Annotated in this window: 7 protein-coding genes; 1 reads left to right on the top strand and 6 read right to left on the bottom strand. The window is 73.3% G+C overall.

Annotated elements, in window-relative coordinates:
• Positions 1-28 precede the first annotated feature (28 nt).
• Complete coding sequence (locus tag ELR47_RS03475) at positions 29-1252, bottom strand: EAL domain-containing protein (protein WP_165403818.1); 1224 nt, start codon at positions 1250-1252, stop codon at positions 29-31.
• Positions 1253-1600: 348 nt separating this feature from the next.
• On the opposite strand from ELR47_RS03475, the gene ELR47_RS03470 reads away from it, so the two are divergent.
• Complete coding sequence (locus ELR47_RS03470) at positions 1601-3733, top strand: acyltransferase family protein (protein ID WP_130648621.1); 2133 nt, start codon at positions 1601-1603, stop codon at positions 3731-3733.
• Positions 3734-3814: 81 nt separating this feature from the next.
• Here ELR47_RS03470 and ELR47_RS03465 read toward each other — a convergent pair whose 3' ends face one another.
• From ELR47_RS03465 to ELR47_RS03445, 5 genes are all read right to left on the bottom strand, one after another.
• Positions 3815-5986, bottom strand: coding sequence for an S-layer homology domain-containing protein (locus tag ELR47_RS03465; protein ID WP_130648620.1), 2172 nt, complete (start codon positions 5984-5986; stop codon positions 3815-3817).
• A gap of 205 nt (positions 5987-6191) precedes the next feature.
• Positions 6192-7280, bottom strand: coding sequence for a UDP-N-acetylglucosamine 2-epimerase (locus ELR47_RS03460; protein ID WP_130648619.1), 1089 nt, complete (start codon positions 7278-7280; stop codon positions 6192-6194).
• Positions 7281-7374: 94 nt separating this feature from the next.
• A complete protein-coding gene (locus tag ELR47_RS03455) occupies positions 7375-9327 on the bottom strand; it encodes a S8 family serine peptidase (RefSeq protein WP_130648618.1) in 1953 nt (650 codons plus the stop codon).
• Between the two features lie 234 nt (positions 9328-9561).
• A complete protein-coding gene (locus ELR47_RS03450) occupies positions 9562-10524 on the bottom strand; it encodes a glycosyltransferase family 2 protein (RefSeq protein WP_130648617.1) in 963 nt (320 codons plus the stop codon).
• An 82-nt stretch (positions 10525-10606) separates the two neighbouring features.
• Positions 10607-11938, bottom strand: a complete 1332-nt coding sequence (locus ELR47_RS03445) for a UDP-glucose dehydrogenase family protein (protein ID WP_130648616.1) — start codon at positions 11936-11938, stop codon at positions 10607-10609.
• Positions 11939-12152 lie beyond the last annotated feature (214 nt).

Raw genomic sequence — 12152 nt, 5'->3', positions numbered from 1 at the left:
CCACCCTCTCCCGGACGTCCGTCACAGGCTAACGGAGCGTGGGATCGCCACCGCCCCCGCGGTCGGCCTCGACGGCGATCGCCGGGCAGTGTTGTGGCACCGGCAGCGGGCCCGGACGCCCGAGGTGGTGCCCCTGCGCCGCATGGGCACCCAGGTGACGCCAGTGCGCGAGGTCGGCGGCGTGCTCGATGCCCTCGGCGACGAGGCGTCGACCGGTCTCGTTGGTGAAGCGCAGCAGGCAGGCGGCCAAGGTGCTGCGCACCGGGTCGGCGCGCAGGTTCTGGGTCAGGGACATGTCGAGCTTGATGAACTCGGGCGCGAGTCGGACGATGTGACGAAGGCTCGCGAAGCCCGCACCGGCGTCGTCGACCGCGAAGCGGGCCCCGTGCTCGCGCAGACGTTGCATCGCCGCCTCCAACGCCGGGTAGTCCTCGACCATTGCGTGTTCGGTGATCTCGAACACGACCGGACGCCGCGTACGACCGAGCAGGCCGGGCAGCCGCGGATCCGCCAGCGCCTGCGGCGAGCAGTTGAGGTTCACCCCCACGTCCGGCGGCAACCCGTCGGCCGCGACCGCCGTCAGTGCCTGGTCGATCGCGGCGAGTTCGAGGTCACGACCGAGTCCGGCACACGTCGCCCGCTGGAACCAGACGTCGGGACGTTCCGGCGGGTCGGTGTGGAAACGGGTCAGCGCCTCCACCGCCACCAGCCGGCCGTCGTCGAGCGCGTACAGCGGCTGGAACACGATCGAGAAGTCGCGCTGCTCGAGCAGGGCGCGCACCTGCCACTCGTGCAGTGGCGCGATCGCCGAGGGCGGTTCGGGCGACGCGACGCTCAACTGCACCTCGCGGTCGAACCGGTCGGCGACGGCCGCCTCGTAGGAACGGCGCAGGTTGGCGACCAGGCCGCCCACGAGCGCACCGGAGAGCACGAAGAAGAAGCCGCGGACCAGCCAGTCGATCGCGGGCTGCGGGGCGCCGGTGGCGACGTCAGCCGGGGTGAGCGGGCCTCCGAGCAGACCGGCGAGGACCCCCGTCGCCGCGCCGCCCACGGGTCCCAGAGCGGCAGCGGCGACCAGGATCGCGACGTAGTAGGCGTGCGGGAGGGTGCTGGGTGCCCCACCCGCCAGGTACGTGGCGAGCCAGGCCAGGCCCAGCAGCGTTCCGACGCCGACCACCACCAGCCACGGGCTGGCACGGCCGACCAGCCACGAGCCGAGGCGGACGCGCGGGAGCGACGACGGGAGCGACAAGAGCAGGTACCTCGGGGGTCGGGCGCACGAACCGGGGCCCGTCCGGTCGGGCGGTGACCGGCGCTGGACCCCCACGCGAGAGTCTCGACGCCGGGTGTCTCCGAGGTGTCTCGCTGCTCGACGCGCCCCGCACACGACGATCCGTCACCCGGCGCCCCGGGCCACGACGGGCGGGCCTCGCTGCACCGGAACGCCCGGCGGCGGGCGGTACCCTCGCCGGCCACGGGGGGTGGCCCGCAGCGCGGCGCTCGCGTCGACCGCGTGCGCGTGCGCCGCCGGCCCGGATCCCGTCCGGCCGGGACCGGCCCCGTGCGTCGACGGACCGACCGCGACACGACCAGAGGCCGGATGACCGCTCCCTCCGCCACCGTCTTCGACCGCCCCGTCACCCCTCGCCGCTTCCGCAGCGACATCGAGGGCCTGCGCGGCATCGCGGTGCTGCTGGTGATGATCTACCACGCGGGTGCCGCCTGGCTGCCGGGCGGCTACGTGGGCGTCGACGTGTTCTTCGTCCTGTCCGGCTACCTGATCACCCGCGGGTTGGTCACCGAACTCGAACGCACCGGCCGCATCGCGTTGCCGACCTTCTACGCCCGTCGCTTCCGGCGGCTGCTGCCGGCGTCGACGCTCGTGCTGGTCACCACGGTGCTCGGCGCGCGGGTGTTCGCCAGTCCGATGGTGGCCGAATCGGTCGCACGCGACGGGCTGTGGTCGGCCGCCTGGCTGGCCAACTACCGGTTCGTCGCGGTCGGCCTGGACTATCTCGCGGCCGACCTGGCCGAGTCCCCGCTGCTGCACTTCTGGTCGTTGGCGGTCGAGGAACAGTTCTACGTGCTGTGGCCGCTGCTGGTCCTCGGCCTGGCGGCCGCCTTCCGGGGACGCGGTCGGCGCCCGATCGTGGCCGGCCTGGTCGTCGTGACCCTGGTGTCGTTCGCGTGGGCGGTCGTCGACAGCGTCACCGACCCGACGCTGGCGTACCTGTCGCTGCACACGCGCGCGTGGGAGCTGGCCGCCGGTGCCCTGCTCGCCCTGGTCGGTGCCCGGCTCGGCCCCGGCGCCGCACGACTCGCCGCCGGTGTCGGGCTGGCTGCGGTCGTCGGGGCGGCCGCCGTCTTCGACGCCACCACGACCTTCCCGGGGCCGTGGGCCCTGATACCGGTGCTGGGCACCGTGGCCGTGCTGGCCGCCGGCGACCGGGACCGCAACCCGCTCGCCCCGGTGCTCGACCGGGCGTGGCTGCAGCGCACCGGGAAGCTGTCGTACTCCCTGTACCTGTGGCACTGGCCGGTCCTGGTGCTCACCGAACATGCGCTCGGCCGACCGCTGCGTGCGCTCGAGGCGGTCGCGTGCCTGGCGGCCTCCTGGCTGCTGGCCGAGGCCAGCTTCGCCCTCGTCGAGGACCCGGTCCGTCACTCGCGCCGGTTGGCTGCGCGGCCCCGCAACTCGCTGTCGATGGGCGCCTCGTTGGCAGCGGGGTCGCTCGTGCTCAGCCTCGTCGCGGCGATCAGTGCACCGACGCTCACCGGCGCCGGGCAGAGCGAGCGGGCACTGCTGGAGGCGATGGCGCAGTTCACGTCGGACGGTGAGCCGGACGCCGCGGGCAAGCCGGTCTCCGTCGCCGGTGAGCTCGACGAGGCGCTGCGCACGATCCTCGAGGCTGCCGGGGACACCGAGGCGGTCCCCGCCGGGCTCACCCCGCCGCTGGCCGAGGCCGGCGAGCGACTGCCGCGGATCTACGACGACGGGTGCGTCGCCTCCGGGGTCGAGTCGCCTCCCTGTGTGTACGGCGACCCGGCTGCCGAGCGGACGCTGGTGTTGTTCGGCGACAGCCACGCCGCGCACTGGTTCCCGGCCTTCGAGCGCCTCGCCGTCGAACGCGGCTGGCGACTGGTCGTGCTCGTCAAGGCGGGGTGCCCGTCGGCCGACATCCACATCTGGCGCGACGGCACCCGCGGTGACGCCTGCACCACCTGGCGCGAGCACGCCTTCACGCGACTCGCCGACGAGCGCCCCGAGCTGTTGGTGGTCAGCAACGCCTCGCACTACGAGGCCCACACCTTCGAGGGCGAACGGCTCGAGGGCGAGGACGCACGCAACCTGGCCGAGGGACAGTCCCGGACCACGTCCAGGATCCACGAGGTCAGTCCCGACACGCGGGTCGTCGCGTTCGGCGTGTCACCACGTCTCGACTTCGTCGCGCCGGAGTGCCTGGCGCGCAACCTCGACACCCTGGAGGCGTGCACCCCGACGCTGGCCGACGCGGTCGACCTCGAACTGCGTGACGCGCAACGGGCCCGCGCGACGGCCGACGGGATCGCGTTCGTGGACACGACCCGCTTCGTGTGCGCCGAGGGGCGTTGTCCGCTGGTCGTGGGCGACCTGCTCGTCTACTGGGACACCCACCACCTGACCGTGGCCTACGCGCACTGGGTGACGCCGGCGCTGGGCGCGGCGCTGTTCGACGACGCGGCGGACGCCTGACGTGCCGAGCCCCGGTCGCTGTGCGCGACCGGGGCCCGGGCCGTCGACGCGGAGCGGCGTCGGCGCACGCCTTCCGGAGGATCAGTCCTCGGCGAGACGGAGGTCGAACACCGTCGACGCCTCGGCCGTGTACAGGCCCGTGATGCTGACGTCGGTGACGGTGGCCGTCCCGAGGGCGGCCTCGAACTGCTCGAACGACACGGTCTCGCCGTCGATGCGGTGGATGTCCACCTCGGCGTAGCTGACGCCGTAGTTGGGGAACGCCGCGGCACCGGTGGGCCGCACGAAGAGCCGGTCGGCGGCGCCGTCGAAGCCGAGGTAGGCGTAGGTCGCATCGGTGAGATCGGTCGACTGGTCGTACCAGTGGACGATCGCGGTCACCGCCGGGAGGCTGTCGCCGCCGGGACGCTCGACGACCGCGCTCACGACGTCGGTCCGGTTGTCGGATCCGTGCCGGCGAAGCACAGCCACGCCGTCGGCCGCCGTGGTGGTCCTTGTCTCCGCGACGGTGTTGCTCCCGGAGGTGGCGACGAACCGGACGTCGGCGCCGGCCACCGGCGCGTCGTACTGGTCGCGCACCGTGAGGGCGTGGAAGAACCAGCTCCCGGCCGGCACGAAGGTCGTGTCGCTCGCGAACCGCGCCGTGGTCGCGATCGGCGCACCGCGGTAGGCGATGGCGCCGTGGCCGGCCAGCTCGAGGCCACTGGTCGCGCTGCTGCGCTCGTAGGGCCCGTCGGTCGGATCCCAACGTGCCAGCACGCAGTGCACGTCCCCGCCGGCGCCGCCGGGTACGACGACCTGCGCCGCCCCGTCCGTCAGCGTGGTCGCGCCGCGCAGGAACACCTCGTCCTCGTCCGCCGCACCCGGGTCGGCCTGCAACGCGTCACAGCGCTCGACACCGTCGACACGCGCGAGCTCGTACTCGAGCTGGCCACCGGTGGGCACGAGCTCGCCCTCGACGTCCACCAACCCGGCGTTCACCGTGACCTCGGTGTCCGCGGGGACACTGGTGGCCGCGACGGGTGCGCCGTCCTCGTCGGTCAGGGCGATGCCTTCGACGTTGGTGACGGTCACCACGTCACTCACGCCGTACGAGCCGACCAGCGCGCCGTCCTCGATGCTGACGGACGGCGGGTCGAACACCAGGGCGACGAACGACTCCTCGTCCATGGTGCCGACCGTGAAGTGCACGGGACCGTCGACGTCCGCAACGGCCGGGTTGATGCCGCCGCTGATCGACCGACCGTTCACGTTGATCACGACGGCCGACGCCGCGGCGGCGAGGCTGCCATCGCCCACGTCGGTGAGTACGCCGTCCTCGTCGACCTCGACGGCGTCCGCGTCGAGCAGGGCGATGGCGACCTGCTGCGCACCCGACACCTCGGCGGTGAAGGCGACCTGCGCCGGCGTGGGCACGAGGACCTCGGCGACGTCGACGCTGTAGGTCACCGGCTCGGCCGGCGGGGCGGACGGGGCCGGCGGGATGGGCAGCAACGTCGGCGGCGTGCCCAGGTACTGCCCGGCCCACGCCTCGGGGTCCTGCTCGAAGGTGTACGCGGCGGCGTTGACCAGGTAGCGGGCCACCTGCTGGCGGCTGACGTTCTGGCCGGGGCGGAAGTTCCCGTCACGGAAGCCGGTGACGATCTCGACCTCGCGCAGCGCCGTCACGTTGGCGGCGTGCGCGGCGCCCGGGACCACGTCCGGGAAGCGGTTGACCCCCGTCGGCAGGTCGACGTCCAGTGCCCGCAGCGACTCGGCCACGTAGGTCGCCATCTGCTGGCGCGAGACGCGTGCAGCCGGGCGGTAGGTCTCGTCGGTGAAGCCCGAGACGATGCCGAGGTCCGCCAGCCAGTTGATGGCGGCTCGCTGCTGCGCGGAGCGCAGCACGGCGACGTCGGGGAAGGCGTCCTCGAGCAGATAGGCCTCCGGCGGCAGCGCGTTCGTGCCGTACACGGCCTGGGACAGGAACCGGGCCACGAACAGCGCCATCTGCTGGCGGGTGGTCGAGGTGCCCGGGAGGAAGTTGCCGTCCGTGTCGCCGACGGTGATCCCGTAGGCGGCCAGACAGTTGACGACCTGCGCCTGGTTCGGCGCGATCACATTGGCGTCCTGGAAGTCGAACACCGGTGCGTCGTCACAGACGGTGTCGACGTCCGGTCGGGCGAGCGCGGCTCCGGCCGGCAGCAGCGACAGGACCATCGCCCCCGCCAACCCGGCTCCGAGCGCCCGCGCGCTGCGATGCGGCTTGCTCACGTTGCTCTCCTGTGGTGTCGCCCTCGCCCGGCGGTGCGGGCGCGTCGGCTTCACCCCGTGTGAGCCGACGGACGCGGTACAGGTAGCCACGTCGGCCGAAGTCCCGTCGGATGAACTGGTCCGTTCGGACGAGCTCGACCGGGCCAGGCAGGCCCCGTCCCCGGCCCGCGAGGCCCCTCGGTTGTTCGGGTCGATTCGGGGTGGGTCAGACGAACGGTCGGAGCTCCTCGAGGACCACGGCCGACGGCTGACGGCGTTGCGTGGCTGGCGGACGCCGCCACACGTCGGGATCGGTGACGAAGTCGACGACCGTCGCCGGGTCGTAGCCAGAGACGACGACGTTGGCGCCGACGCCGTCGGGACGCTCGGTCGCACCGCGCCACAGCAGCGTCGGCACGCCCAGCAGCGCGCACTCCTCCTGGATCGAGCCGCCGTCGGTGATCACGAACGGCGCCGCACGCAGCAGCGACACGAAGCGACCGTGCGGCAGCAGTGGCACCAGTCGGACCCCCGCCGCCCGCAGCCGATCGTCGAGGCCGCGTCGCCGCAGGGTCTCGACGGTCGGCCCGTGCAGGACGAAGCACACCGGCTGGGCGCTGGCCAGGCGCTCGACGAGCGACACCAGCGACTCGACGCGTTCGCGACGGTTGAGGTTCTCGACGCGGTGCATCGTGACGACCACGGCCCCCGCGTCGTCATGGCCGTCCGACGCCGTCACCGGCGCGTCCAGCTCGTGCGCCAGTGCCTCAGCGACGGTGTTGCCCGGCAGGGCGACGATCCGGCCGCGCACCCGCATCCTGCGCAGGTTGTCCACCGCCTCGGCGTCCGGGGCGAACAGCAGCGAGGCCAGCCGCATGACCACGACCCGGATGAGTTCCTCCGGGAACGGGTGCAGCAGGTGCCGCGAGCGCAGCCCCGCCTCCAGGTGGGCGACCGCGAGCCCCGCCCGGCGGGCCATCAGCGTCGACAGCAACGTCGAAGGAGTGTCGCCGTGGACGACGCACACCCCGCCGTGACCGCCGAAGACCTCGCGGCGGAGCCGGCGGCCGTCGAGCAGCCGCGCGAACAGCTTCGCCGCCCACCCGGCCGCCTGGGGGATCGAGGTGACGTCACGCCCGGAGGCGAGGACGTGGTCCGGGGTCCGGACCCCGAGCTCCTCGCGCAGACCGACGGCGAGCGCAGCGTGCTGTCCCGAGTCGATCAACCGGTACGGCAGTCCGCTCGCGTCGAGCAGCCGCAGCAGCGGCGCCGTCTTGATGTACTGGGCCTTGGTGCCGAGGAAGACGTGGATCACGACAGGTCCAGCCGACGGGGGTGCGGGCGGCGGAGTCTACGGGGGTCCGCGCGCCGTACGACGCCGCCCACTTCCCGACGCCCGCCCCCGGCGCTCACCGGGCCGGTTCGAGCAGGCCCTGTTGCACCAGCCGGTCGAGCAGGCGACCCAACATGCTGGCGGCCTGGTCGCGGCGCACCGCCACGTCGGGCCCGAACGTGCCGTCGCTGCGACCGGCCACCACCCGCAGGCCGAGTGCCGCCCGCAGCGGGCCTTCCTCGGCGTGCCCGACGGCATCGGGGAACCGCGGACCGTAGATGCGGTACGGGGCACCCGCCAGGTGCTCGTTGGCGCGCGTCACGATCGCGGCGAACTCGGCCCGCGTGGTGATCGCACCCGGCGCGAAGGTGGTCGCGGTCCGACCGGAGACGATGCCGACCGCCGCGAGCGCCTCGATCGCGTCGCGGTGCACGTAGCCGCTCTGGGGCACGTCGAGGTACCGACCGCGAGCGGGAACGGCCGGCATACGGCCGGCGCGGTCCAGTGCCCGGGCCACCATCGCCGCGACCTGGCCGCGCGTGAGCCCGTCGGTGGCGCCGTAGCGGCCGTCGCTGCGGCCGGCGGTGATGCCGTGGGTGACGAGGCAGGCGACCGACGCGTGGTGGGCCGAGCCGGGACGCACGTCGGGGAAGGCGACCGCCGCGGGACGGGGACAGGCCGGCACGGACGTTCCAAGGTGGTCGAGGACCAGTGGCGCACGCACCAGCCCGCCCGACCGGGTCTCGCGCAGGCCCGGCAGGGGCCGCACCCCCGCCCGCACGGCGTCCGCGACCCGCGTCGGCGACGCGTGCCGGTGGTGCTGCAGTGCGAGCGCGACCGCACCGGTCACGTGCGGCGCGGCCTGGGAGGTGCCCGACATCCGTCCCAGTCCGCCACCCGGCAGCGTCGAGACGATGTGGGCCCCCGGCCCGACGACGTCGACGCGTTCGCGGCTGCGTGCGGTGAAGGCCGGCAGGGCCCCGGCGTTGTCGATCGCCGCGACGCTGATCACGTTCGGCAGCCGCCACGCCGCCGGGTAGAGCGGATGCTGGTCCAGCGACTGTCCGCTGTTGCCGGCCGCGACCACGACCGGCAGGCCGGACTCACGCAGCGCCGTGCGCAGCGCCGGCGAATCGTACGGAGAGGTCCAGCTGGCGTTGATCACGTGGGCGCCGTTGGCCTGCGCATAGCGGATCGCGGCGATCGCGTCGGACACGCGGCCGGTCTCCCCCTCGAGGAACTTCAGGACCATCAGCCGCGCGTCGGGCGCCACGCCCGAGAAGCCGGCCGCCGACTCCCGCGCGCCGGCGATGATCCCGGCCACGTGGGTGCCGTGCGCGTCGAGGCTGGCGCTGGTGTAGAGCCGGTTGGAACCGTTGCGGTTGGTCTCGGTGGTGACGAAGTTCCACCCGTGCAGGTCGTCGACGTAGGTCCGGCCCGTCACCGGATCGGTGCGCGGCGTGGCCGCGTTGGGGTTGCGCCACAGTTGGTCGCGCAGCAACGGATGGTGCAGGTCCACGCCGGTGTCGACGACGGCGACGACCACGCCGCGTCCGCTGGCCAGTCCCCAGGCCTCGGTGGCGCCGACGTCGACGCGGGCCCGGCCCCGCTGGCTGGCGACGGTCTGCCCGTCGTTGCGCAGACCCCAGGCCTCGGGACCGAGGTCGGAGGAACCGCGGGCGACGTGGAGCAGCGTGTCCGGCTCCACGGCCACGACGTCGCTCCGTCGGGCGAGCAGGCGCTCGGCAGCCGCCGCGTCGGCGCCGGAGTCGAAGTCCAGCACCTGCACGGCCGAGGTGGCCGCGAGCTCCTCCGACCCGTCGGGGGATCCCGGCGTCGGCGCGTGCGGACCGTCGACGACCGGCAGACCGGCGGCGGCGTCCTCGGCGTCCACCGGCGCAGCGAAGGTCACCAGCAGTCGGCTCCTGCCCTCGTCGGTGGCCGCGGCCGGCAGCGCCACCGTCCCGAGCACGGCAGCGACAGCGGCCAACAGCGACAGGCCCCGCAGGGACCGGCGGATCGAGGTCATGCACGCGAGCCTTCGACGGGACCCGCGTCGCCCGCACCGTCGGACCTCGACCCGCGCGCCCCTCCGCGCACCATGGTCGGCCGCCGGCCCGCCGGCGCGAGCACACGCGCGCACAGCGTGACACCACTGCGTCGATGGGTCGGGCACGTCGGCGGGGTCGGGCGCGTCAACGGGTCGGGCGCGTCAACGGGTCGGGCGCGTCAACGGGTTGGGCGCGTCAACGGGTCGGGCGCGTCAACGGGTCGGGCGCGCCAGGGGGTCGTCGACCGGTGGCTTGGTGACGCGCACCACCAGATCCGCCAGCAGACCGATGCTGATGACCTGGAAGGCGGCGAACAGGATCAGCAGCGTGTTGGTCGCCAGCCGCAGGTCCTTGGTGGTGATGTCGTAGACGAGCTTGGCGACCCCGAACAGCAACAGTGACAGCCCGACGGGCATGAACACCCGCAGCGGCTCGTAGCCGAGGATCATCCGCACGACCTGCAGCAGGTACTTGCGGGTGTCGCGGTACCAGTGGAACTTCGACTCCCCCTCCCGCGCGGCGTACGGGATGTCGACGTAGCCGACCGCCAGGCCGTCGGCGAGGAACGACATCGTCATCGTCGTCACGCACGAGAAGCCGTTGGGCAGCCGGTTGAGGTAGCGCACCGCCTTGTCCCGCCGGAAGGCGCGGAACCCGGAGTTGAGGTCCGGGATCTCCTCCTGGGCGAGGTACTGCGCCAGTCGGCGGATCGCCCACTTGGCCGGCACCCGCAGCGCCTTGTGCGAGCCTTCCTCGCTCGTGCGTGCCCCGACCACCTGGTCGTAGCCCTCGACCTCGAGCGACTTCACCAGGTGCGGGATGTCGTCGTTCGGGTAGGTCATGTCGACGTCAGTCCACACGACCACGTGTCCGCGTGCCGCCCGGGTACCGGTGCGGCGGGCGCCGCCGGAGCCGAGGTTGCGCCGGTGCTCGATCAACCGCAGCCGGGGCTCCTCGTCGACGGCGGCACGCAGCCACTCACGCGTACCGTCGGTCGAGCCGTCGTCGACCGCGACGATCTCCCAGGTGTAGTCGGAGGCGTCCATGGCGGCCCGGATGCGGGCGACCTCCTCGCGGACGTGGCCGACCTCGTTGTAGGTGGGCAGCACGATGGAGACGTCCGGACGGGCCCGGACGTCCTCCTCCTGCGGAGCAGGGGCAGGCGCGGTGGACATGGCTGCCTACGGAGACGGCGTGGCGACATGGTGCCCGGTGCCGGACGGCGACGTCCAGCACCGGGCCACCGGGTCGCGAGGTTCAGTGCTGCTCGAGGTGACCGCGACCGATGGCGTGGTAGCGCAGTCCGGCCGCCCTGGCCGCCTCCGGGTCGAGGCAGTTGCGGCCGTCGACGAGGATCGGGTAGTCGAGCGCGGCGACCAGCTTCCCGAGGTCGAGGTCGACGACCTCCGGCCAGTCGGTGGCGACCACGACCGCGTGGGCACCGGTGGACGCCTCGAGTGGATCGGTGAACACCGCCACGTCGGGCAGCTCACGGCGCACGCCGTCCGAGGCGACCGGGTCGTACACCCGCACGGTGGCACCCTCGTCGATCAGCGCGCGGGCCAGGTGCAGGCCCGGGGACTCGCGCAGGTCGTCGGTGCCGGGCTTGAAGGCGCCGCCGAAGACCGTGATCGTCTTGCCGGCCAGGTGCCACAGCTCGTCGCGCAGCTTGTCGAGCACGACCTCGCGCTGCCCGACGTTGATGCGGCCCACCTCCTCGAGCAGGCGGAAGTCGTAGCCGACCTGCCGCGACAGGTGCAGGAACGCGTCGACGTCCTTGGGGAAGCACGAACCGCCGTACCCCAGGCCGGCGGACAGGAACGCCGGGCCGATGCGGGCGTCCATCCCCATGCCCTGCGCCACCACCTCGACGTCGGCACCGACCCGGTCGCACACGTTGGCGACCGCGTTGATGAACGAGATGCGGGTCGCGAGGAAGGCGTTGGAGGCGTGCTTGATGAGCTCGGCGGTGTTGACGTCGGTCTCCACCACCGGGGCACCCGTGCGCTCGACGAGCGGGGCGTAGACCCGCCGCAGCGCGTCGCGGGCGAAGTCGGAGCTCGTCCCGTACACGATGCGGTCGGGATTGAGCGTGTCGTGCACGGCGGCGCCCTCGCGCAGGAACTCCGGGTTGGAGGCCACGTGGACGTTGGTCACCTGAGTGCCGCGCGCCTGCTGTTCGCGCCGGATGACGTGCGTCAGCCGACGGCCGGTGTTGGCCGGGACGGTGGACTTCTCCACCAGCACCAGCTCGTGATCGACCTTCGAGGCCACCTCGACGCCCACCCGCTCGACGAACCGCAGGTCCGGCCCGCCTCCCGGCAGTGGCGGCGTCCCGACGCAGACGAACACGACCTCGGCGTCCGCGAGGGCCTCGCCGAGGTCGGTGGTGAAGCGCAGCGCCCCCGAGTCGGTGACCTCCTGCACCAGCTGCGGCAGATCGGGCTCGTGGAACGGCACCCCGCCCGTGAGCAGGGTCTCGATCTTCGCGGCGTCGTCGTCGAGACCGACGACGCGGTGTCCGAGGTCGGCGAGGCAGGCCGCGGTCACCAGACCGACGTGCCCGACTCCGATGACGGCTACATCCAAGTCAACGTCCTTGTGCGGGAGCTTGCTGGCCGAAGGCGGCCGGGAACGGGTCGGTGCCGGGGCGGAGCAACGGGACGCCCCGGACACCCGGCGACCGGTCCCGGTGCCCGGATGGCACGCGGCAGATCGTCCGGCAGCGTACTCGTCCGGCCGGGGCCTGCACCCGGACCGCTAGCCTCGTCCGTCGCGTCGGGCCGACCCGTCCGGCGCACCG

Source organism: Egicoccus halophilus (genome assembly GCF_004300825.1).
In the GTDB taxonomy this organism is placed as follows: Bacteria; Actinomycetota; Nitriliruptoria; order Nitriliruptorales; family Nitriliruptoraceae; genus Egicoccus; species Egicoccus halophilus.
This window is presented reverse-complemented; position numbering and strand designations above follow the sequence as displayed.

What these genes read in the sequence shown, in the direction of transcription:
- ELR47_RS03470 (WP_130648621.1), top strand. Translation starts at nt 1,601, where the DNA reads ATGACCGCTCCCTCCGCCACCGTCTTCGACCGCCCCGTCACCCCTCGC.
- ELR47_RS03455 (WP_130648618.1), bottom strand. Translation starts at nt 9,327, where the DNA reads ATGACCTCGATCCGCCGGTCCCTGCGGGGCCTGTCGCTGTTGGCCGCT.
- ELR47_RS03450 (WP_130648617.1), bottom strand. Translation starts at nt 10,524, where the DNA reads ATGTCCACCGCGCCTGCCCCTGCTCCGCAGGAGGAGGACGTCCGGGCC.